17 protein-coding genes are annotated in these 22,143 nt (G+C 66.6%); 13 read left to right on the top strand and 4 right to left on the bottom strand.

Translation table 11 applies throughout. From position 1 onward, the window contains the following. The 6 genes from EZE58_RS10320 to EZE58_RS10295 all read left to right on the top strand — a co-directional run bounded on the left by EZE58_RS10320 (window position 1) and on the right by EZE58_RS10295 (window position 8,654). Entirely contained in the window at window positions 1–2,799 is a 2,799-nt protein-coding gene (locus EZE58_RS10320; RefSeq protein ID WP_081590956.1) for a glycosyltransferase, read from the top strand. Between the two features lie 134 nt (window positions 2,800–2,933). After that, complete coding sequence (tagD, locus tag EZE58_RS10315) at window positions 2,934–3,323, top strand: glycerol-3-phosphate cytidylyltransferase (protein WP_144588775.1); 390 nt, start codon at window positions 2,934–2,936, stop codon at window positions 3,321–3,323. A 116-nt stretch (window positions 3,324–3,439) separates the two neighbouring features. After that, window positions 3,440–4,897: a glycosyltransferase family 2 protein gene (locus EZE58_RS10310; RefSeq protein WP_167560489.1), complete on the top strand. Its 1,458-nt coding sequence runs from the start codon at window positions 3,440–3,442 to the stop codon at window positions 4,895–4,897. A gap of 72 nt (window positions 4,898–4,969) precedes the next feature. After that, window positions 4,970–6,769, top strand: a complete 1,800-nt coding sequence (locus EZE58_RS10305; RefSeq protein WP_144588779.1) for a glycosyltransferase — start codon at window positions 4,970–4,972, stop codon at window positions 6,767–6,769. Window positions 6,770–6,903: 134 nt separating this feature from the next. After that, the gene (locus EZE58_RS10300; RefSeq protein WP_259819667.1) at window positions 6,904–7,734 is read left to right on the top strand and encodes a CDP-alcohol phosphatidyltransferase family protein; all 831 of its coding nucleotides are present in this window, start codon (window positions 6,904–6,906) and stop codon (window positions 7,732–7,734) included. Beyond that, the gene (locus EZE58_RS10295; RefSeq protein WP_144588784.1) at window positions 7,731–8,654 is read left to right on the top strand and encodes a glycosyltransferase; all 924 of its coding nucleotides are present in this window, start codon (window positions 7,731–7,733) and stop codon (window positions 8,652–8,654) included. The genes EZE58_RS10300 and EZE58_RS10295 overlap by 4 nt, the downstream gene beginning before the upstream one ends. A gap of 47 nt (window positions 8,655–8,701) precedes the next feature. Here the strand turns inward: EZE58_RS10295 and EZE58_RS10290 are convergent, their stop codons facing one another. Continuing rightward, window positions 8,702–9,979 (bottom strand): CDP-glycerol glycerophosphotransferase family protein, encoded by a 1,278-nt coding sequence (locus EZE58_RS10290; protein WP_144588786.1) that lies wholly within the window; start codon window positions 9,977–9,979, stop codon window positions 8,702–8,704. A gap of 216 nt (window positions 9,980–10,195) precedes the next feature. Between EZE58_RS10290 and EZE58_RS10285 the strand changes: the two genes are divergently transcribed. From EZE58_RS10285 to EZE58_RS10265, 5 genes are read left to right on the top strand one after another with little or no spacing between them, the layout of a single operon-like run. Beyond that, the gene (locus EZE58_RS10285; RefSeq protein ID WP_167560487.1) at window positions 10,196–11,263 is read left to right on the top strand and encodes a TetR family transcriptional regulator; all 1,068 of its coding nucleotides are present in this window, start codon (window positions 10,196–10,198) and stop codon (window positions 11,261–11,263) included. After that, a complete protein-coding gene (locus EZE58_RS10280) occupies window positions 11,260–12,807 on the top strand; it encodes an ABC transporter substrate-binding protein (RefSeq protein WP_167560485.1) in 1,548 nt (515 codons plus the stop codon). Before EZE58_RS10285 ends, EZE58_RS10280 begins: the two co-directional genes overlap by 4 nt. A gap of 1 nt (window position 12,808) precedes the next feature. Then, window positions 12,809–13,762 carry an ABC transporter permease gene (locus tag EZE58_RS10275; RefSeq protein WP_167560483.1) on the top strand — a complete coding sequence of 318 codons (954 nt, stop codon included), beginning with the start codon at window positions 12,809–12,811 and terminating at the stop codon, window positions 13,760–13,762. Then, entirely contained in the window at window positions 13,759–14,667 is a 909-nt protein-coding gene (locus EZE58_RS10270) for an ABC transporter permease (protein WP_205772207.1), read from the top strand. Before EZE58_RS10275 ends, EZE58_RS10270 begins: the two co-directional genes overlap by 4 nt. After that, a complete protein-coding gene (locus EZE58_RS10265; protein WP_167560481.1) occupies window positions 14,667–16,400 on the top strand; it encodes an ABC transporter ATP-binding protein in 1,734 nt (577 codons plus the stop codon). The genes EZE58_RS10270 and EZE58_RS10265 overlap by 1 nt, the downstream gene beginning before the upstream one ends. 75 nt (window positions 16,401–16,475) lie before the next feature. Here EZE58_RS10265 and EZE58_RS10260 read toward each other — a convergent pair whose 3' ends face one another. Both EZE58_RS10260 and EZE58_RS10255 read right to left on the bottom strand, forming a co-directional pair. Next, window positions 16,476–18,203 (bottom strand): DEAD/DEAH box helicase, encoded by a 1,728-nt coding sequence (locus EZE58_RS10260; protein WP_346773181.1) that lies wholly within the window; start codon window positions 18,201–18,203, stop codon window positions 16,476–16,478. 263 nt (window positions 18,204–18,466) lie between these two features. Continuing rightward, on the bottom strand, window positions 18,467–19,591 hold the full coding sequence (locus tag EZE58_RS10255; RefSeq protein ID WP_167560479.1) for an alpha/beta hydrolase fold domain-containing protein: 1,125 nt from the start codon (window positions 19,589–19,591) through the stop codon (window positions 18,467–18,469). A 245-nt stretch (window positions 19,592–19,836) separates the two neighbouring features. Here EZE58_RS10255 and EZE58_RS10250 point away from each other — a divergent pair, with 245 nt between their 5' ends. Further along, window positions 19,837–20,541 (top strand): peptidyl-tRNA hydrolase, encoded by a 705-nt coding sequence (locus EZE58_RS10250; protein WP_346773180.1) that lies wholly within the window; start codon window positions 19,837–19,839, stop codon window positions 20,539–20,541. 5 nt (window positions 20,542–20,546) lie between these two features. On the opposite strand, the gene EZE58_RS10245 is transcribed toward EZE58_RS10250, so the two are convergent. Continuing rightward, window positions 20,547–20,729, bottom strand: coding sequence for a hypothetical protein (locus tag EZE58_RS10245; protein ID WP_167560477.1), 183 nt, complete (start codon window positions 20,727–20,729; stop codon window positions 20,547–20,549). Window positions 20,730–20,896: 167 nt separating this feature from the next. On the opposite strand from EZE58_RS10245, the gene lhgO reads away from it, so the two are divergent. Then, complete coding sequence (gene lhgO / locus EZE58_RS10240) at window positions 20,897–22,114, top strand: L-2-hydroxyglutarate oxidase (protein ID WP_167560475.1); 1,218 nt, start codon at window positions 20,897–20,899, stop codon at window positions 22,112–22,114. Window positions 22,115–22,143 lie beyond the last annotated feature (29 nt).

Below are 22,143 nucleotides of genomic sequence, written 5' to 3'. Positions count from 1 at the left end.
ATGAGCAGAGGTGAGCACTTCTGTGCGCCGATGAGCGCATTTCGGATAGGATCTTCAGGAAAGTCAGATGCGCGCTCGGTTCTCGACCGAGCGCTGTGTTGCGCCGAAGGACCGGCGGCACGCCGAAAGCGAAGAGGGTCCCTACGAGTGAATGTCCGTTCGACCGGCAAACGACTCCTGCTCGATGCACTGCCACCGGCGATGGCAGCCTACCTGCGCAAAGAACGAGTGTCATGGTCGAAGCAGTACAGGCGCAACAGACAATCGCTCGCGGCGGCCATCAGCTCTCGGTCGTTCACCAAGGCCCTGACGAGCAAAGTGGAAGAGAACACCGTGGTCTGGGAGTCGTTCTCCGGCAACGGCGCACTCTGCAATCCCGAAGCGCTCTTCCGCACGATGATCGCAGCGGCCGACTACTCGGACTACCGCCATATCTGGGTCCTCAATGACGCCGCGTGGGAATCGCCCTTCCGCTCGGAGTTCTCCACCCATCCGCGGGTGTCATTCGTCCGACACCGATCCCGGGACTACTTCACCGCACTCGAGACGAGCCAGTACCTCGTCAACAATGCGACGTTCCCTCCTGAGTTCATCAAGCGCCCCGAACAGACGTATCTCAACGCGTGGCACGGAACCCCGCTGAAGAAGATGGGCTACGACATCGAGAACGGTGCCGACGGGGCCCGCAACGTCCTGCGCAACTTCATGTCCGCCGACTATCTCCTGTCGCAGAATTCCTTCATGACCGAGACGATGTACCTCGGCGCATACAAGCTCAACAACGTGTTCCGCGGGGCGATCATCGAGGAAGGCTATCCGCGCACCGACAAGATGATCGGCCCGGGCGCTGGCGATCGAGCCAGGGCAGTGCTGCGCGACCGCGGAATCTCCACCCATGGCAAGAAGGTGATCTGCTATGCGCCGACATGGCGAGGCGGCTCCTTCTACAATCCGCAGTCCGATGCGGGACGCCTCAAAGCCACGGTCATGGCCCCGCGCAGCGCACTCGAGGACGAAGGATGGATCGTTCTGCTCAAAGCCCACCAGGTGATCGTCGATCAGCTCGTCGACGATCCGGAGCTCGCAGACTTCCTCGTCCCCAACGATGTTCCCGCCAACGACGTCCTCGCGATCACCGACATCCTCGTCTCGGACTACTCGAGCATCTTCATCGACTTCCTCGGCACCGGGCGCCCGGTCCTCTTCCACCTCCCCGACGCGGGGAAGTACGCTGCCGAACGCGGCACCTACCTGCGACCCGACGAGCTTCCGGGACCGGTCTCCGAGAGCATCGACGAACTCCTCGAGCAGGCGACCCGTCTCGCCGAGGACGAGATGGACCTGTCGAGCGCATTCTCCGAGGAGGCCGCGCGCTTCTCCGAGCTCGCAGCGCAGCTGACCCCACGCGATGACGGCGGCGCGAGCGCACGCGTCCTCGACGTCGTGTTCAGGGGCAGAGAATCCGAGGGCCGAGTGATCCGCGGATTCGAGGACGGGCGACGCACCCTCGTGCTCTACCTCGGTGGGCTGATCACCAACGGAATCACCTCATCCGTGCTCAACCTGCTCAATCGGATCGATCCCGAGGAAGTCGATGTCACGGCACTCTTCTACCGGTCCGGCCAGCGGGATCGGCTCGACAACGCGGCCCTGATTCCGTCCCACGTCCGCCAGGTCATCCGCGAGCAGGGAAGCCTGCAGCTTCCCCTGCTGGGCAGCATGCAGGAGTTCGATGCCTCGCCCGTCGGAGACCTCGCCGCCGCTGACCGCGACACCGCGCTGTGGAGCTGGGAATGGCGACGCCTGTTCGGCCACGCGAGGTTCGACGCGGCCGTCGACTTCAGTGGATACTCGTCATACTGGGCGAGGATCATGGCGCACGCCGAAGCCGACCGCAAAGCCGTCTGGCTGCACAACGACCTCGAAGCCGACGCAATGCGCGAGGTCGATGGCGCCAGGCCCCACTTCAACAACCTCACCGGTGTCTTCAAGCTCTACCACGACTATGACGCGCTCGTCTCTGTATCGCCCGACCTGCGCGAGATCAATGCGGAGAGTCTCAGCAGGTACGCCGAACCCGAGCGGTTCATCAGCGCCCGCAATGTCATCGATGTCGAACGGGTCCGCAACGGCGCAGGACGCTCGACGGAGACCCGCCCGCACACGGTGTCGATCGATGCGCGCACACTGGCCGACGCCGTCGCCGAGATCGGCAGGCACTACTCGTTCGACGAGCTCATCTCTGAGGCCTCGCGACAGGCACTCGTCGGCGGCCTCCTCGGAGAGCAGAAGGGCAAGACCTTCGTCACCGTCGGACGCCTGTCGCCGGAGAAGAACCAGGCTCGGCTGCTCCGAGCATTCGCTGAAGTCAGCGCTGAAGAGCCGGACGCGCGCCTCGTCATCATCGGTGACGGGCCGCTGAGCGGCGAACTCAAAGAGCTCGCCGTCTCGCTCGGCGTCGCCGGATCCGTTGAGTTCACCGGCCGACTTCAGAACCCGTACGCCGTGATGTCCGGTTGCGACTGCTTCGTCCTCTCGAGCGACTACGAAGGTCAGCCGATCGTCATCCTCGAGGCCCGAGTGCTTGGGCTGCCCATCGTCACCACGCGGTTCGGATCCGCAACAAGTGCGATGGAAGGCAGTGGAGGTCTCATCGTGGACCGCGACGAGGCATCGCTCGCAGCCGGGATGAGAGCGTTCCTGGCGGGTGAGATCACGCCTATCGCATTCGACCCCGACGCGTACAACGCGGAGGTGATCGGCGAGTTCGAGGCGGCCGTGTTCGCTGCCGCACCTTAGCAGGCCCGGGCGGCGCCTCGCCCGCCGATTCCGATGGCTGGATGGCCGGCTGGTAAAGTGTGGGTGAACTCTTGCAGCTTCCAGGGCCCGACTGTCGATTCGAGCCCTCATCGATCAGTTGGGACCGTCTCCGTATGCGCCGAGTCATCACCTATGGCACGTTCGACCTGCTCCATTATGGTCACATCCGGCTGCTGCAGCGGTGCAAAGAGCAGGGCGACTACCTCGTCGTCGCGCTCTCGAGCGACGAGTTCAACGAAAGCAAGGGAAAGAAGTCCTACTTCTCGTTCGAAGAGCGCAAGCGCATGCTCGAGGCCATCCGATACGTCGACCTCGTCATCCCCGAGGACAACTGGGAGCAGAAGGTCACCGATGTCGAGAAGTACCACATCGACACCTTCGTCATGGGCGATGACTGGGAAGGGGAGTTCGACTTCCTCAAGGACAAGGTCGACGTCGTCTATCTTCCGCGCACCCCAGAGATCTCCACCACGCGGATCAAGTCGGAACTCGGCAAATCCTGACGTTCCGAGCGGCACGACCGCAAGATCGCCGCAACCCCTTTCGAGAAGCCGCCCCCCGGCTGAACTCCCACGACAACCCGCAGGGGCTGATCCCCGTGGAGAAGAGGAACGGCTGAGTGAGCCAGAAGACGACAGACACGAGCCCGGTGCGTCTATCCATCGTCATCCCAGTCTTCAACAGTCCGCAGCATGTTCGTACGGCTGTCGCTTCCGCTGCCGCGCAGACGTGTGATGACGGAGCCGTGGAGGTCATCGTCGTCGACGACGGGTCGACCGATGAGACTCCAGCGGTGCTGGATGAGCTTGCGGCAGTGCACAGCAACCTCCGCGTCATCCGCCAGGAGAACTCCGGCTGGGCCGGTGCGCCCCGCAATACCGGCCTGTCCGCGGCACGCGGCGACTACGTGTTCTTCCACGACGTCGACGACCAGCTCAACGGCGACTGCCTGGGACACGCCGTGGCCTACGCCGATGAGAAGCTCAGCGACGTCGTCCTCGTCAAGCTCGAAGGGCGAGGCGGACGACACACCCATGCCGATGTCTTCACCGACACGCAGGAGGTCGGCGACATCCGCCGACTGGTCCGTTCGAACTTCTGCTTCAAACTCTTCCGCCGCTCGTTCCTACACGCGCACAACCTGACGTTCCCTGCGCACAAGATCAGGCTCGAGGACGCACAGTTCTGCTTCCGTGCCTACGCACTGGCGGACAAAGTCTCCATCCTCTCCGACCGGACGTATTACTACGTCTGCGACCACGGCGGCGGCCACATCAGCCAGTCGGGAACTGAACCCAGACTGCACGCGGAAGGCATCCGCGAAAGCCTCAGACCCCTGACATCGGGTCCGTGGGACGATGAACTGCGCCGGGAGGCGATTGCGGACTTCTTCCGCAGAGTGACCCTCAACCGATTCAACGACACCTTCCATACACGACGCGTCGACGTTCGCCTCGCGTGGATCGTCGAGTCGACTCGCCTGGTGAGGGAATTCTGCCTGCCTGACAGGCTCTTCGAGTTCTACAGCCCTCTCAATCGCGCGCGCGTGTGGAGCTTGGCCACAGGCATCCCCGCGCTCGTCGCAGCAGTCAGCCGCAGAGGCAACCGATCACGTGCGGCGCTCACCGTCGTCGACCGCGTGCGCATCAGTGGTTTCTCGGTCGTGATCGAGGGCACGGCAGCAGCAGTCCTGGCAACAGGCGACATCACCGACCTCGCTGTTCAGCTCCGCAAGGGCGGCGACAAACTCGCCCTCTTCGACGCAGAGATCATCGGTGAGCCGGCTGCCGACGAGGTCGCCGACGAAGCGAGCAACGGCGTCGCCCGATTCACAGTGGACATCCCGATCAAGGCGCTTCTCTCGCAGGGGACCGTGAAGCTCTACGCCCGAGCGACAGACAGCGGGGGAAAGGCAACGGGGTTCATCCGCGTCGGACTCGCCGATTCCGCCCATGTCCGGCAAAGGCGTTGGGGCGTCTCGACGGAGTCGTCACCGACGAAGCACGGCGGGATGAACCTCCACGTGAGCACGGGAGCGAAAGCACTGGTCTGGCGTATCCTCGGCCGCAGGCGATGAGTTGAACCGAACGCGCTTGCCTCACAGCCGTTCGAACCGAATCCCGACACCACCACGCAAGGAACTCCATCTATGATCTTCAACCGACTGCTCAGGCGAATCCGCCCCTCCGCGACCCCGGGTCGTGCGAACGCCGACCGCGTGTTCGACCTCACCTGGTCGATTCCTGAGGATTTCGGTGGGCTGACGAAGGTCATGCTGCGCCGCTCGAGGAACTTCGTCACCCGATTGGGACTGGGCGTCGACGTTCTCACCCTCGACTACCGACTCGACGTCAGCGAGGCCCGTGCGCGCCTGCGCGCGTCCGGTGAGCTCATCGACGGCATGGAACTGCGCAACGCCTGGGCGGAAGTGGCCTCCTTCGATCGTCGACAGCTGCAGTCCTTCGGAGGCACCGCCACCGGGGCAGGCATCCCCACCGCACCGGTCTCCCTGGAGACGCGCTCCTGCCCGCAGTATGTCGAGTACCTCGACGCGGACGGACAGGTCGTCCGCGTCGATCACCTCCGCGCCGACGGATCCGTGTGCGTCGTCGACGACCGCACAGGTGAGAAGCGTCGTCTGGTGCTCGTCGACCCCGCCGGCCGCTACGTGTCCGAGTTCTCCCGAGCCCGGGACTTCTACTTCGCATGGCTCGACGCGGCGATCGGCTCCGACGACGCCGTGCTCATCAACGAATCGAAATACATCGCGACATTCCTCTACCACTATCGACGCGATCACATCCGCATCGGCCAGGTGCTCCACAACTCACACCTCAACCCGCGGTCGAGTTCACCGAACGGTCCGTTCACCAAATCCCGCCTCGGGATACTCAACCACTGGTTCGATTACGACTTCATCATCTTCCTCACGGAGAAGCAGAAGGCTGACTTCGTCCGTGCGTTCGGTGATTCGCCGACGCTCGTCGTCATCCCGAACTCGACGGCGGTCGGCACTGCGCGTCTGAGCGCCCACGACGACCGGACACAGACCCGGGGAGCCGTCGTTGCCCGCCTCACCGGTCAGAAGCGGGTCGATCATGCCCTCAGCGCGGTGAGCGCAGTCGGTCCCGAGATCACCCTCGACATCTTCGGCGACGGCGACAAACGGACCGAACTCGAACGACTGGTCGAGGCGGACGAGACCCTCGAACGTCGAGCAGTGTTCCGAGGCCACGTCGACGGCGCCGCCGACCAACTGGACGACTATTCGTTCATCCTTCTCACCAGTTCCTTCGAGGGCATGGGGGTCGTGCTCATCGAAGCCATGGCTCGCGGGTGCGTCCCCATCGCCTACGACATCAGATACGGTCCATCCGACATCATCGATTCGGGCGAGAACGGCTTCCTCGTCCGCGACGCTGAGCAGATGACGACGGCGATCACCGACCTCATCGATCGGGACACCGAGGCAGTGAGGCACCTGCGAGCTGCGGCCGTCGAGAAGGCCCGCACCTTCAGCGACGAAATTGTCACTGAGCGCTGGGCGCAGCTCTTCAGGTCGATCAGGACCGCTGCGAAGGTCGGTCCTCCCCGCAAGGTGAGTCCGGAACGCGGAACCGCGCGCCCGCTGCCGGACGGTGGAGTCGCCATCACCGTGTCCGCGCGCACAGACGGCGCGAACAGCGACGACGTGATCGCGATGCGCACTCGAGACGGATACTACGCGTTCGCCGCGGTGCTCGACGAGGCTGGCTCCGGGACCTTCACCGGCGACGAACTCGACGTTCTGCCGTCTGAAGCCATCCTCGATGTGTGGTTGCAGACTGCCGGACGGCGGGGGATCGAACGTCACCGCATCGCATGGGCTGACGACGAGGACGAGGTCGCGATCGGGAGACTGACGGCTTATCGCACGGTGAAGGGCAACCTCAGCCTCAAGGCCGGTTGATCCGTCGTCGGTCCGAAGATCTGCCGTGGCGCGCAGCAGCGTAGCGGGCGCTGGTGAAGTAGCAAGTCGGTTGGACTGTCGGTAAACTTGACGTGAATTGTCGTGGACAGATGCAGTCAAAAGGTAGGTCGGGCGTGAGCGCGGAGAAGCAGACTCGGTACCCGACGCTGTCCGAATTGCGGGCGAAGGCCCAACCCGTCGAGGTGCGGACGCGGAAGAACGCCGAGCATTGGACCGCTCAGCTCTACCTTCGCCATTTCTCCATCTACTTCACGATGCTCCTGGTGAGAACCCGGATCAGCGCCAACGGCGTCACCGGGATGATGATCATCGCCGGGTGGTGCATCGCCGCCTCCCTTCTCATCCCCGGGATCTGGGGTGCGGTGCTGGCGGTCTTCTTCTCCCAGGTGCAGATGTACATCGACTGCTGCGACGGCGAAGTCGCGAGGTGGCGGGGAACGAGCGGCGCCAAGGGCGTATTCCTCGACAAGGTCGGCCATTACACGACGGAGGGCCTCGTCGCGTTCGCCCTCGGTGCGCGGGCCGTCGGCGAATGGTCGAATCTGCAGGCCGATCCCGGCGGAACCTACCCGTACCTGCTGGCGGGATCGATGCTCGCCTCGCTGGTCCTGCTCAACAAGGCGCTCAACGACATGGTCCACGTCTCCCGCGCATTCAATGGCTTGGACAAGCTCGCCGATTCGCAGGCGGCGACCGCCCTCAACCCCGGCTTCACCGCCAAGCTCAAGCGTGCGGCGCGGTTCGTCCCGTTCCACCGCATCTACCATTCCGTCGAGCTCTCGCTCCTCGCTTTGGTCTCGAGTATCGTCACCGCGATCATCGTCCCGCTCGGTGCGGCACCGCTGAGTGGCGAACGCTGGCTCGTCGTTGCCCTCGTGCCGCTGTGCCTGCTCTCGGTGATCGGCCACTTCATGTCGATCATGGCATCGAGGAGGCTGTCATGACGGAGTCCAATCGGATCCTCGCGCAGCGGTTCGAAGCGAACCGGAAGTACACCTTCGGGGTCGTCGTGCTCACTCAGGGCAAACGGCTCGAGGAGCTCAACCGCGGCTTCGACTCGCTCCTCGCCCAGAAGGGCGTCGAACTCGACATCGTCTGTGTGGGCAACGGGTGGGATCCCGAAGGCATCCCTCCTGCCGTCAAGCGCTTGGGACTGCCGGAGAACCTCGGCATTCCCGCCGGTCGCAACGCCGGAGTCCCCCACGTCAAGGGGGAGTTCCTCTTCTTCCTCGATGACGATGCGTGGCTGCCCGACGACACCACCCTTATGCGCATGGCACAGCTCATGCGCACGAAACCGAAGATCGGCCTCGTCCAGCCTCGGGTCGAGGAGCCGGGCGGACCGGCCTCGCCCAAGCGGTGGATTCCCCGCCTGAAGAAGGGCGAAGCTGATCACTCTTCGAACGTCTTCTCCGTGTGGGAAGGCGCCGTGTGCATGCAGCGCAAGGCATTCGACGAGTGCGGGGGCTGGCCGTCGACGTTCTGGTACGCCCACGAGGGCATCGAGCTTGCGTGGCGCGTCTGGGACGCCGGGTACTCGGTGTGGTACATGGGCGACCTCGCTGTCGCTCACCCGGTGATGGACCCGAGCCGGCACGACGAGTACTTCTACATGAATGCCCGCAACCGGGTCTGGCTGGCCAGGCGGAACCTGCCGTGGCCGTTCAATTGGATGTATGTCGGCTCATGGACCCTCATGCAGTGCTTGAAGTGGGCGAACAAGCCCGACCAGCTCCAACCGTGGTTCGAGGGATGGCGCGACGGCTGGAAGCTCGACCCGTGGAGCGAGAACGAACGGCACAAGAAGCTGTCCGGTCGCGGAGTGCTGAGGATGGCTCGGCACGGCCGCCCCCCGGTCGTCTGATCCGCTCTCCGAAGAGCGGCGACGTGAGTGACGGCAGCGGCCTCTTCTCACTCGCTGGATTCGGCGTTCGAGCCGGAGTCTCTGAATCCCGCAAGGTCTGCCGACCGCTGCGCGATGAGGTCGGACACGGCCGCGGTGAATAGCTTGGTCGACGTGCCTCTTTCGCCCTCGCCGAAGTAGAAGGTGCGAAGCTCCTTCCGGGCATCGGCCGTCGTGTCCTGGCTCATCGCCTGTTCGAAGATGCGCTGGGCATCCCTTACGGAGTTGCCATCGATGATCGGTGTCGCTCGGCTGATCGGGGCGTCGTCGTGCAGCTGCTCCGAATCGTCGCGCCGGTCGGTGAGCACCAGAGGCTTCTCGGGGTGCATGTAGAGGAAGTCGAGGCCGACGCTGGAGATGTCCGTGACCAGCAGATCGACCGCGTCGAACATCCCGAGGATGTCCCCCTGCATGAGGATCTGGTGTTGGAGAGAGTGGTCGTGGACCGACTCGTTGGCGGAGTCCAGCAGCTCTCTGATGCGTGCGTCTGCCGCCTGCATGTTCGGGTCCTTCGATGTCTCGACACGCGGGTGCGGCTTGTAGATGACGCGTGTGCCCGGAAGGGCCAAGGCGGCTTCGACGATGGAGGGGCCGTAGAGATCCACCGACGTGTAGTTGTTCGAGTCGTTCTCACCTTCCCATGTCGGGGCGTACATGATCGTGCGTGCCGACGATCGCTCGAGTTCCGCTTCGCGAACGATGTCGAGCTGAGGTCGTCCCACCTTGACCAGCGCGTCCTCGTCGAAGTCCAGAAGCGCCTTGCGGTGCCGCTCGATGGCCGCGTCTCCGGCGACGAATACTCGGTCGTAGGACTTCGCCTGGTTCGACACCATGCTCAGCTTGTCCGACTCACCGTGGTTGACATGGACATGGACCATGGGTGCGAACCCAAGGGACTGGAAGTTCGTCATCCCGTTGTTCACGTAGAGGGCGAGCTTGAAGCTGTTGGCGTGATAGAAGGTGTGCAGCGGGTCGAAGCGGCGCTTGAGCACGAGCGGAAGTCTCGTCATCTCTCGAGCCTCCAGAAGTGTCGACGGGCGCCTGAGCACGATGACGACTCTGTGAGTCCGATTGAGCTCTTCGAGCACGGGGATCCACTGACTGAGCTGATAGAACTTCGACTTCGCGTCGCCGAAGTAGACGACGACCTCAGCGTTGACGTAGTCGCCGTTGTATTCGTCCTCGAGCCGCACCCAGCGTTCGGTTCCACGGATCCACTGGCTGGTCTTCTTCCAGGCGGTCGATCGAATTGTGGCCAGCGCTGCGGTACGGAGGGGGTTGAACACGGTAGGAATCCACCTTCAGCGACAAGATCGGTTTTCGGAACTGCTGGTCTAAATCGTGTCACCGAATCACGCCCAGTCAAAACCAGTGTGTCGTCGGTCGCGCTGAACGGCGCACGTCGAGGGTGCCGACTACGGTGACCCGATCGAGACCGGCCGAAACTGTATTGTGTCCTAGTAACTCTTGCCAAAATCGCAACTCTTGTGCAGACTGGGGGAATGCTCGGCGGCAAAGAGGCAGCGAACGGCGATCAGGCCGGACTCGGCACACGTGTGCGCGCTGCGATCCGCCGGGCGGGGATCAACCACAGCGAGGTCGCCCGGAGCATCGGACTCGAACCGAGCAAGCTCTCGAAGTCTCTTGCCGGCACGCGGAAGTTCCGCGTCGAGGAGATCACCCGCATCGCCGAACTCACCGACGTCACGACCGACTGGCTCACCCGCGGACAGGGGGAGGGGCCGCCTCGGCGGTCGATCACCTCCGTCTCCGCCGATCACATGGTCGATGCGGCCGAGGCATCATCGAAGAGCACTGCGCCGACCGGTGCACGCGATCAGGTGACGCAGACGGTCACCGCCGCGGAGGCCGCAGCGGTCGGCGACGACGCCGACGAGACCTGGATGTCGAAGGGCACCCGCAATCGGCGGCGCATCGTCGAGGCCGCGTGGGAGCTCTACGCCGACCGCGGCATCGACTCCGTGCGGGTCCACGACATCGCCGCGGCGAGCGGCCTCTCGGTCTCTGCGATCAACTACCACTTCCGCACGAAGACCCAGCTGCTCGAAGAGGCGCTGCGGTACTCGCTCGAGATCATCGCCACTGCCCGCGACCTCCTCGAACCCGATGATCCCGTCGAGGTCCTGCGGCGATTCGCCCGCGTCCACGCCGGCGTCGATCCCACGGTCCGCCGTGTCTGGTCGATCTGGATCCAGAGCTGGGCCCGTGCCGTCGTCGACGAGCGCTCCCGCCTCAACCTCACCGCCGTCTACGGCGAATGGCTCGAACTCATCACCGGCGTCGTCGTCGCCGGTCAGCGCTCGGGCCAGATCCGCGCGGGGAACACGGACCTCATGGTCAAGAGCCTGAGCACGTTCATCGACGGCCTCGGCATCGCCCGCAGCGCTCGCCAGATGACGATCAGTGACGATGATGCCCTCCACCTCATCGAAGAGTTCCTCTACGCTCATATCCTCGCCCCCGAAGCGTCCGAATCCCCCGAGGCGCCCGCGCCTCAGTCGTCCAGTCGTCCGCCCCAGGACGAAGCGTCCCAGGAAGAAGGCACATGAGCACACCGAACCGAAGACAAGCACTCGGAGCCGGCCTGTCGCTGACGGCGCTCGCCGGCCTGAGTGCGTGCGGCGGGGGAGCCGTCGGCGCGATCAGCGCCGGTGACCCCGTGCGCGGGGGCACCCTGCGCGTGGGTGTGACCGGCGGCAACTCCGCCGACACCGTCGACGCCCACATCCCCGTCAACTCCGGCGACATCGCCCGCACCGTCAACCTCTACAACTGCCTGCTCTCACGCACCGACGACTACAAGATCCAGACCGAGCTCGCCGAGAAGTTCGAACCCAACTCCGACGCCACGGTGTGGACGGCGACGCTGCGACCGGGCATCAAGTTCTCCGACGGGCGCGACATCACCCCCGACGACGTCGTCTTCTCGTTCGAGCGGATCAACGACCCCAACGACCCGAAGACCGCGGCGGCGAGCTTCACGATGCTCGACGAGGTCGTCGCCACCGGCGACCGCACCGTCGAGTTCCGGCTCAGCTCACCCAACGGCCTCCTCAACGACTCCGTCTCCGAGTACACGACCGGCATCGTCCCCCGCGACTACGACCCTGCGAAGCCCGTGTCCTCGGGACCGTACAAGCTCGGCTCGCACACCCCGGCGGTGTCCACCGTGCTCGAGCGCAATGAGTACTACTGGCGCAAGGACGGCAACTGGCTCGACGCCGTCAACCTCCTCAACTTCAACGACTCGGACGCCCTCATCAACGCCCTCCTCTCCAGCCAGGTCGACGCGATCGGGCAGATCCCGCTCGCCCTCGTCGAGGTCATCGGCGCCGACGAGCGGATGGCGATCCTCAACTCCGAGACCGGCATGTGGCTGCCGTTCACGATGCGCGTCGACCGGCCTCCGTTCGACAACGTCAAGGTCAGGCAGGCGTTCCGGCTCGTCGTCGACCGTGAGCAGATGATCGAGCAGGTGCTCTCCGGCTTCGGCACGATCGGCAACGACATGTTCGGGCCGCTGAGTGAGAACTACCCCGACTTCCCGCAGCGCACCCGGGACATCGAGCAGGCGAAGAAGCTCCTCGCCGAGGCGGGCCACGAGGGGGGCCTCGACGTCGAACTCGTCACCGCCCCCATCCAGTCGGGAGTCGTCGAGGCCGCTCAGGTCTTCGCCCAGCAGGCCGCCGACGCCGGCATCCGAGTGAAGATCCGCCGCGTCGACGCGACGACGTTCTTCGGGGAGAACTACCTCAAATGGGACTTCGCCCAGGACTTCTGGTACACCCGCGACTTCCTGCCGCAGTGCGTGTCCTGCGTGATGCCGGAGTCGCCGTTCAACGAGACGAACTGGAACGACCCGAACTTCACCTCGATCGTCCAGGAAGCCCGTGCCCTGCCCGATCCGAAGTCACGGCGGGATCTCGAACACGAAGCCCAGAAGATCCTCTACGACAACGGCGGCTACATCATCTGGGGCTTCGCCAACCAGGTCGACGCCTACCAGAAGTACGTCGGCGGTCTGCGTCCCAACGCCACCGGCCGACCTCTGGGCGGGTGGCGCTTCGACCGTCTCTGGATCGGAAAGGTGTGACATGTTCGCCCAAGTCATCATCCGCAGGCTGATCTTCTCCGCCTTCATCCTCCTCGCCGTCTCCCTCCTCGTCTTCGGCGCCACCCTGCTGCTGCCCGGCGACGCGGCTCGCGCGATCCTCGGCCAGCAGGCCACCCCGGAGCGCATCGCCGCCCTCAACGAACAGCTCGGCCTCAACCTGCCGGCCTGGCAGCGCTACCTCGAATGGCTCGGCGGCCTCTTCGTCGGCGACTTCGGCACCTCGACCGCCACCGGCGGCCCGGTCTCCGACCTCCTCGGCGAACGCATCGGCAACTCCTTCATCCTCATGGCCCTGGCCGCGATCATCTCGGTGCCCCTGGGCATCGGCCTCGGCGTCTACTCCGCCCTGCACCGCGGCACCCGCCGGGACCAGGCGCTGACCGGCATCAGCCTCGTGCTCGCCGCGATGCCCGAGTTCGTCATCGGCATCGGCCTCATCGCGATCTTCGCGACCTCGGTCTTCCAGATCCTGCCCGCCGTCACCCTCGCCCCACCGGGCCAGCCGGTGTGGATGATCCCCGCCCAGCTCGTCCTGCCGACCGCGACCCTCGTCCTCGTCGTCACCCCCTACATCGTGAGGATGATGCGGGCGACGATGATCGAAGTCCTCGACTCCGGGTTCGTCGAGATGGCCCGCCTCAAAGGAGTCCCGGAGCGGCGCGTGATCCTCCGCCACGCCGTGCCCCACGCCCTCGGTCCCGTCGCCCAGGTCATCGCCATCCAGCTCGCCTGGCTCGCCGGCGGCGTGGTCGTCGTCGAGTTCCTCTTCCGCTACCCCGGCATCGGCCAAGCCCTCATCGACGCCGTCACCTACCGCGACGTCCAGGTCGTCCAGGCGATCTCGATGCTCGTCGCCGCCGTCTACGTCGTGGTCAACCTGGCTGCCGACATCGTCGGCATCCTCACCAACCCGAAACTGAGGAGCGCAGCATGAGCAGCAGCCTCGACGACATGAAGTCCTCCGCGATCGAAGCCGCGGAGATCCCCAAGGAATCCCAGACGACCTACGTGCCGTTCCTCCGGCGCGTGATCGCCCAGAAGCAGGGGCGGATCGGGCTGACGCTCACGGCGATCGTCGTCCTCTTCGCCTTCTGCGGACCGCTCCTGCTGCCGTGGGCGACGGGATCGACCGCGACGGAGTTCGTCGGCAAGCCGTTCTCCGCCTACGGGATCTTCGGCACCGACAACCTCGGCCGCAGCGTGCTCTCCCGGTTCCTCGCCGGCGGGTTCACCCTCATCATCTACTCGGTCCTCGCCACCGCCCTGGGCATGGTCCTCGGCGCCGCCGTCGGCATGCTCGCCGCCTACGTCGGCGGTCGCTTCGATGCGATCATCATGCGCCTCAACGACGTCCTGCTCGCGATCCCGCAGCTCGTCTTCGCCCTCCTGGCGATCACGGTCCTCGGCCCGCAGGGCTGGGTGCTCATCACCGTCATCGGCATCACCCACGCCCCCCGCATCGCGCGGGTCGCGCGGTCGGCGACACTCAATGTCATCAACGAGGACTACATCCTCGCCGCGGAGATGTACGCGATGCCGCGCACGAAGGTCCTCGTCCGCGAACTGCTGCCCAACATCACCGGGCCGCTGAGCGTCGAGGCGGGCCTGCGCCTGACCTACTCGATCGGCGCGATCGCCTCGCTGTCGTTCCTCGGACTCGGCCTGCAGCCGCCGGCCGCCGACTGGGGCCTGATGATCAACGAGAACCGCATCGCCCTGAGCATCCAGCCCTGGGGCGTGCTGCTGCCGGTCATCGCGATCGCCCTGCTCACGATCGGCACCAACCTGCTCGCGGACTCCTTCGCCCGGGCCACCGCTTCGACCACTGTGGAGGAATGATGACGACGACCAACGACACGGTTGCCATCGACGACCGCGCCCCCAACGAGAGCATCGTCCTGCGCGTCTCGGACCTGCGCATCGACACGTACGCCGGCGACGAGATCCTCCACGGGGTCAGCTTCGCGCTCGCCCGCGGAGAGATCCTCGGCCTCGTCGGCGAGTCCGGATCCGGCAAGACGACCGCGGGCCTGGCCTGCATGGGCCACTTCCGCTCCGGACTCAAGTACGCCTCGGGGTCGGTGAGCCTGTGGCCGCGCGGTGAGGACACCGCGGTGGAGGTCCTCGACCTCGACGAGGTGGCCGTGCGCTCCCTGCGCGGGTCCCGCATCGCCTACATCCCCCAGGATCCGGCGCTCTCCCTCAACCCCGCGATGCGGGTGGGGGAGCAGATCCGCGAAGTCCTCGACATCCACTGCTTCGGCACCTCCTCCGCCGAACGGGAGGCGCGGATCACTCAAGTGCTCGCCGATGTCGGACTGCCGGGCGACAAGGCCTACCAGAACCGGTGGCCGCATCAGCTCTCGGGCGGCCAGCAGCAGCGCATCGGCATCGCCATGGCCTTCGCGATGTACCCCGACGTCCTCATCCTCGACGAGCCGACGACCGGTCTCGACGTCTCCACGCAGGCCGTCGTCCTCGACACCATCCGGCAGATGACCGTGGCCAACGACGTCGCCGGCCTCTACATCACCCACGACCTCGCGGTGATCAAGGACATCTCCGACCGGGTGGCGGTCATGCTGCGCGGCGACCTCGTCGAAGAGGGGCCCGTCGGCGAGGTGTTGACGAACCCGCAGCACGACTACACGAAGATGCTCCTCGCCGCGGTGCCCGACCTCGCCGGGGACAAGAGGATCGGCGACGAATCGAGTGCCGCGACCGACGTCTACCTCGGTCACTCCGCCGACGGCGCCGAGGCGCCCCCCGCCTCGGCGAGCACCGCGGCGGTCCCGGAACCAGCCGAGGATTCCGGTGCGGGGCCCGTCCTCCTCGAGGTCGCCGACGTCGCGCTCTCCTACGGGAAGGCGCAGATCCTCGACGGCATCAACCTGCGGCTCGAACCGGGGGAGTGCACGATGCTCCTCGGCGAATCCGGGTCGGGCAAGACGACGCTGTCGCGCTGTGTGGCCGGCCTCAACGACGACTACACAGGAGCGGTGCGGCTGCGCGGGGTCGAACTCGCCCGGTCGACGCGCAAACGCACGAACGATCAGCGCATCGGCATCCAGTACGTCTTCCAGTCACCGTTCTCGTCCCTCAATCCGCGCCGCTCGATCGGACAGTCGCTGACGGTGCCGCTCGAGATGAGCGGAGAGGGGACCGCGGCGAGTCGGAAGGCGACCGTCGAGGAGGCGCTCGACGCGGTGCGGCTGGGCCGCAGCTTCTACCACCGGCGCCCGGGAGACCTCTCCGGCGGTGAGCGTCAGAGGGCGGCGATCGCCCGTGCGCTCGTCAACGCCCCCGATGTCCTCGTCTGCGACGAGATCACCTCGGCGCTCGACGTCAGCGTGCAGGCCTCGATCATCGGACTGCTGCGCACCCTGCGGGCCGAACGTCAGCTCGCCATGCTCTTCGTCACCCACAACATCGCGCTCTCACGCCATATCGCCGACAATCTCGCGGTGCTCAACAGGGGCAAGATCGTCGACTACGGGTCAGCGGACTCTGTACTCGAGAACCCGCAGCACGCCTACACGCGGTCCCTCATCGACGACGTGCCGACCTTCTGAGCAGCTGCATCTCCCGTGCCGGACGGTTGCCCGGCATGGGAGATGCCTGCAGTGGCTGTCGATGTCGCCGGGAGCTCAGCTGCTCGTCGAGTAGACCTGCTGGGAGCCTCCGGTACGCGAGCGGTTGCGCTGCCGGGTCTCCGCCGTCGTGCCACGCGCCTCCGAGCTCCGGCGGGCACCTCCCTGGCGCGGAGTGCTCGTGGCCGACTGGCTGCGTCGCGACGCCTCACCGCGGGACCGGCTGCCGTCGGACGAACGGTTCGTACGGCGCTTCGCGCCGCCCGAGCGTGCGCTGCCTGTGCGTCCGCCTCCGGACTGGGCAGCGCCGGAGCGCTCGCCACCGGAGCGCGGGTTGTTCGCCTTCGCACCACTGCCTCGGGAACCTGTCGTCTCGCGGGAACCGGCCGCATCCCTCGAGCCGGTCGCCTGGCCACTGCCCGCCTGACCGCTGCCCGACTGGGAGCCGGCCCCGCGCCGTCCGCGGCGGCGACGCGAGGAGCGCTTCTGCGACGGAGACTGCACGGGTGGGACCGCTTCGGTGCCGGGAACACGCTCCGGATTGCCCGCCTGCGGCTCGACGAACTCGGCCACCTCGCCGACGAGCGGGGTGACCAGCGCGGAGTCGGCGGTGACCTTCTGCGGCTTCACGGAGATCTTCGCCTTGCGCAGCAGGGCGAGTGTGTCCTTGCGCTCCTCGGGCGTCATGATCGTGACGACGTCCCCGGTGCTGCCGGCACGTGCGGTGCGACCCGAACGGTGCAGGTACGCCTTGTGCTCGGTGGGCGGGTCGACGTGGACGACGAGTTCGACGGCGTCGACGTGGACTCCGCGCGCGGCCACATCGGTCGCGACGAGCACCTTGACCCCGCCGTCGGCGAAGGCTGAGAGGTGGCGTTCACGGGCGGACTGGGAGAGATTGCCGTGCATGTCGACGGCGGGGATGCCCTGCTTCGTCAGCAGCCGCGCGAGCCGCTTCGCCCGATGCTTCGTGCGCGTGAAGAGGATCCGGCGCCCGGACCCGGAGGCCAGTCGGTGGACGAGGTCGTTCTTGTCCTCGGGGGTGACTTCGAAGAGGTGGTGCGTCATGGCATCGACGTGCGAACTCGGGTCGTCGACGGAGTGGAGCACCTGGTCGTGGAGGAATCGGCGGACCAGTTTGTCCACGTCGTTGTCGAGGGTGGCGGAGAAGAACATCCGCTGACCCCGCTCCGGGGTCTTCGCGAGGATGCGGGTGACACCGGGCAGGAAGCCCATGTCGGCCATGTGGTCGGCTTCGTCGAGGACGGTGACCTCGATGTCGTCGAGGGAGACGAGACCCTGCTGGAGCAGGTCCTCGAGGCGTCCGGGGCAGGCGACGACGATGTCGACGCCGGCGGCGAGTGCGGTCTCCTGCCGTTTCTGCTTGACCCCGCCGAAGATCGTCGTGGTCGTCAGCCGGCTCGCCTTCGCGAGAGGTTCGAGCACGGCGCTGATCTGTGTGGCGAGCTCCCGGGTGGGGGCGAGGACGAGTCCGCGCGGCGCACGACCGCGGGCCGGACGGTCGGGCTGGTCTTCGGAGAGCCTCGCGACCATCGGGATGGAGAAGGCGAGCGTTTTGCCCGAGCCGGTCTTGCCGCGGCCGAGCACGTCGCGGCCGGCGAGGGTGTCGGCGAGGGTGTCGGCCTGGATGGGGAAGGCCTCGGTCTTGCCGTCCTTCGCGAGCTCGTCGACGAGGGTCGCAGGAACGCCGAGGTCGGCGAAGGACAGGGCGGAGGCGGTGGTGGGTGCGGTGATGGGGTGGCCTTTCGACGCGCCGGCGCGCACTCCGGTTCCGCACTGGGGCGGAGGAGGCTGCACATCCCGGCAGGGTGTCCGAACGCGGGTCCGCGTTCTGGTTCGCCGAGAGGAGAGGATCATGAGCCGTGAGTCGATGCTCGCGAGCACAGAGTGAGAGTGTCCTGACGACGCAGGGATCCCCGCACGGGGATCACAAGGCCTCCCAGGATACACCCCGCGGCCGACCGGCGTTCTCAGGCAACGATTCGGCTCCGGCGACGATCGACCTCGGCGCCCCCGGAGGCAGGACTTCAGCGCCGGCGATCGAAGTGCGAGGAGGCGAAGGCCGCAGCCGATGCGAGGGCGGCGTTCGCCTCATCGAGCATCCGACCGAAGTGGAGGAACGAGTGGAGGACGTGCGGGTACTCGACGTACTCGACCTCGGTGCCCGCCCTGTGCAGGAGTGCCGCGAGGGCCCGAGAGTCATCGCGGAGCGGATCGAGCCCGGCCGCTGCGACGAACGTCGGAGGCAGTCCGCCCAGATCGGCGCCGAGGTGGTCGACGTAGGGGCTCGTGGCATCGGCGGGTGTCGCGTAGTGGAAGGCGGCGATCGAGGCGAGGGCATCGGGGCCCATCCCGTCCCACTCTCCGCCGAAGAGCCTCCGGCTCGTCGAGTCGGTGAGACCGTGAGCGCCGTAGAAGAGCAGCAGAGAAGTGATCGAGGAGAAGCCCGGGTCGGCCCGGACGCGTTCGGGTTCGTCACGGAAGATCCGTTCCGGCTCGTCTCTCAGGAGCAGCGCGGCACCGAGGGCGAGCATGGCCCCGGCGGAATCCCCGGCCACGGCCAGGCGGGTCGGATCGATTCCCCACGCCTCGCCGTGGCGGGCGAGGTGGTCGATGACGCTCGCGCATTCGAGGAGGGCCTGCGGGAAGACGGCCTCGGGGGAGAGGGAGTAGTCGACGGCGACGACCGCTGCGCCGGAGCCTGCGGCGATCACCCGGGCGATCCGCTCGTGCGTGTCGAGGTCGCCGAGGGAGAAGCCGCCGCCGTGGAGGAAGACGATGCCGGGCAGGACAGCCTCGGCGGTGGGCCGGTGGATGCGCACGGGCACGGCGACGTTCCCGACCTCGATGCGCCCGTCAAGGGTCTGCGCCATCGTCGGCCCACCCTCGTTCCAGTGGGCGCGTTCGGCCCGGTACTCGGCGCGTGCGGCGACGAACTCCGGCGGAGTGGGAGAGTCGTCACGCGAAGCCGGATTCGCCTGTGCCTGGTCGGCGACCGCGCGGGCGGCGGCGTCCCGGCATTCGGCTGCGCGCGCGGCTTGGACCGCGAGCACGTCGATCATCTGCACCGTCAGGGCGCTGCGGATGTCTGCGGGAACCGCAGCGAGGACGTCTGCCTCATCGCTTCTCGAGTGCGGGGTCTCGTCTGTCATCGCGTCCTTTCCTGCACGGCCACGGGCTGCGCTCCGCTTCAGCGTATCCGCGCGCTGCGATGCGAGTCGCAATGGTTCGGCACCTGGCACCGGGTTCGCCGCGGCGACCGGGAGGACACGAATTGGTTGCGGTTCGGGAATAAGCGCAGGCTCCCGGCGTTGTCATCACTGGACGCGCGGGACGTGCCGCAGTACCCCGCGACGCAAGCGCAACAGGGTCAGCGGCCGAGAGACGGAGGAACCAGGTGAGCGAGCAGACGCGGATCGAGCAGATGCGCCGACACGAGACCGACCACGAGGTGCCGTGGTCGCTGCCCATCGTCGTCCGCAAGTCCAAGTCGGCCCCGGCTCGTCACATCGACGTCCTCGAATCCACTGCGCGAGCGGTCGTGACGTTCCTCGACGACCCGCGGACCCAGCCGGGAGGCGAATGGTCCGAAGCCGTCGAATACTGGCGTGACGGGGCGATCCGCAAGGTGGTCCGACGCGGCGACGGGAAGAAGCTCGACGATGCGCGTGCCCTCGGCAGCGTGACCGTGTCCTTCGGCGGCACCGCGGACTTCGCCCCGGCCGAGGCCTCGGTCTTCCCTCCCGGCCCCGTCTCCCCGCTGCCCCCGCAGCTGTCGAAGCTGCAGGTCGGAGGCACCGAATTCCCCGATGAAGGAGAGACCTCGGTGCCCGCCGCCGAGGCGGTCGTGACGATCGAACTCTCACCCCTGGTCACGCTGACGACGGGCAAGGCCGCAGCCCAGGTCGCCCACGGTGCGCAGCTCGCCTTCGAGCAGATGCCCGCCGAGGTGCGCGATGCCTGGCGGGCCGGCGGATTCGCCCTGCGCGTGGTCACCCCGACGGAGGAGACCTGGGCGGAGAACAACCGCCCGGTCAGCGTCATCGACGCCGGCTTCACCGAAGTGGACGGACCGACCGAGACCGTGCGCGCCTGGTGGTGAGGGGTTCAGCTGCTCTCGGGCAGCTCGTCGTCTTCGCCCTCTTCGAGCGGCCGCGTCTTCGTGCCGTTGCCGAACTCGTCGAGGATGATCCTCCGTTTGACCATCTCGCCGGTCTCTTCGTCGAGCACCTCGATGATGTCGCCCGGGTGGGTCGACGGCTGGTAGAAATCCTCATTGACTCCGCTCATCGGAACCACCTCCTGTAGTGTCCTCTGACCGTACTTGAGTGTGACGTGAGTCTCAAGCTTCGTTCGCCGAGGTGGTGTCGCCGATCAGGTCGCTACGCTCGGAGGCCATCGGGTCCCTTGGTCGCCAGGCGGGGATCCGCGACGCTACTACGAGGGGAGGAGCGGCCATGAGTGCGAGGAAGCGCTTTGCCGTCATCGGCGCCGGCATCATCGGCGCCGCCGTCGCGCGTGAGATCCTACGCCGCGATGATCGTGCCGAGGTCACCCTGTTTGAGAAGGAGGACGGGCCGGCCGCCCATCAGACCGGCCACAACTCCGGGGTCGTCCACGCCGGTCTCTACTACGAACCGGGCAGCCTCAAGGCGACCCTGTGCCGTCGCGGAGTGGCGCTGCTGCGCGAGTTCGCCGCCGCCCACGACGTCGCCGTCGACGAATGCGGCAAGGTCGTCGTCGCAACGACCGAGACCGAAGCGCAGCGCCTCGAGGCGATTGCCGCCCGTGCCCGCGCCAACGGCGTCCCCGACGTCGCGATGCTCGACGCGGACGGCCTGGCCGCCGTGGAACCGGGAGTCACCGGCCTGACGGCACTGCACTCGCCGCACACGGCGATCATCGACTACCGCGGACTCACCGAGGCCCTCGTCGCCGAGGTCCGCCGAGGCGGCGGCCGGGTCCGCTTCTCCACCCCGGTCTCCCGCATCGAAGCCCGCCGCGGACCTGCCGGGGAGCGGGCGATCGTCCGCACTGCCCACGACGCCCACGAATTCGATCAGGTCATCGTCTGCGCCGGTCTCCAATCCGATCGCCTCGCCGCCAGGTCCGGGGAGAGCAGGCAGCCCTCCATCGTCCCGTTCTTCGGCCAGTACTTCATCCTCGATGACGAGCACAACGACGCCGTGCACGGACTCGTCTACCCTGTGCCGGACCCGAAGTACCCCTTCCTCGGCGTCCACGTCACCCGCCGCATCGACGGCGGACTGATGATCGGACCCAACGCCTTCCTCTCCTTCTCCCGCGAGGGCTACTCGGGTCTCGGCCTCAACGTCCGCGACTCCCTCGCCGTCGCCGCCGATCCCGGGTTCTGGCGGTTCGCCGCCGGGAACCTGCCCATGGCGGTGCGGGAGATCGGGGGAGTGCTCTCGACCGATCGCTTCGTCGCCGAGGCGGCCCGCTACGTCCCGAGCCTCGCCGGCGCTCGCGGCCGGCGGGCGACCCGCGGAATCCGCGCCCAGGCGTTGAACCGGGACGGCTCGCTCGTCGACGACTTCGTCATCGACCGGGCAGGGCCTGCGATGTTCGTCCGCAACGCCCCCTCCCCGGGAGCCACCTCGGCGCTGGCCATCGCCGAACACCTCGTCGACACCGCGCAATCCGCAGCCGCCTGACCGTCGGGCCTGTGAACCGGCGCCGTGGG

It is taken from the genome of Brevibacterium sp. LS14 (assembly GCF_012027885.1).
In the GTDB taxonomy this organism is placed as follows: Bacteria; Actinomycetota; Actinomycetes; order Actinomycetales; family Brevibacteriaceae; genus Brevibacterium; species Brevibacterium casei.
Note: the sequence above shows the minus strand (reverse complement) of the source record. Positions and strands in the feature narration are given on the sequence as shown.

Coding starts and splice junctions, on each gene's coding strand:
- EZE58_RS10270 (WP_205772207.1), top strand. CDS start 13,759: ATGAGCAGCAGCCTCGACGACATGAAGTCCTCCGCGATCGAAGCCGCG.
- EZE58_RS10320 (WP_081590956.1), top strand. CDS start 1: ATGAGCAGAGGTGAGCACTTCTGTGCGCCGATGAGCGCATTTCGGATA.
- lhgO (WP_167560475.1), top strand. CDS start 20,897: ATGAGTGCGAGGAAGCGCTTTGCCGTCATCGGCGCCGGCATCATCGGC.
- EZE58_RS10265 (WP_167560481.1), top strand. CDS start 14,667: ATGACGACGACCAACGACACGGTTGCCATCGACGACCGCGCCCCCAAC.
- EZE58_RS10280 (WP_167560485.1), top strand. CDS start 11,260: ATGAGCACACCGAACCGAAGACAAGCACTCGGAGCCGGCCTGTCGCTG.
- EZE58_RS10245 (WP_167560477.1), bottom strand. CDS start 20,729: ATGAGCGGAGTCAATGAGGATTTCTACCAGCCGTCGACCCACCCGGGC.
- EZE58_RS10285 (WP_167560487.1), top strand. CDS start 10,196: ATGCTCGGCGGCAAAGAGGCAGCGAACGGCGATCAGGCCGGACTCGGC.
- EZE58_RS10275 (WP_167560483.1), top strand. CDS start 12,809: ATGTTCGCCCAAGTCATCATCCGCAGGCTGATCTTCTCCGCCTTCATC.
- EZE58_RS10295 (WP_144588784.1), top strand. CDS start 7,731: ATGACGGAGTCCAATCGGATCCTCGCGCAGCGGTTCGAAGCGAACCGG.
- EZE58_RS10255 (WP_167560479.1), bottom strand. CDS start 19,591: ATGACAGACGAGACCCCGCACTCGAGAAGCGATGAGGCAGACGTCCTC.
- tagD (WP_144588775.1), top strand. CDS start 2,934: ATGCGCCGAGTCATCACCTATGGCACGTTCGACCTGCTCCATTATGGT.
- EZE58_RS10305 (WP_144588779.1), top strand. CDS start 4,970: ATGATCTTCAACCGACTGCTCAGGCGAATCCGCCCCTCCGCGACCCCG.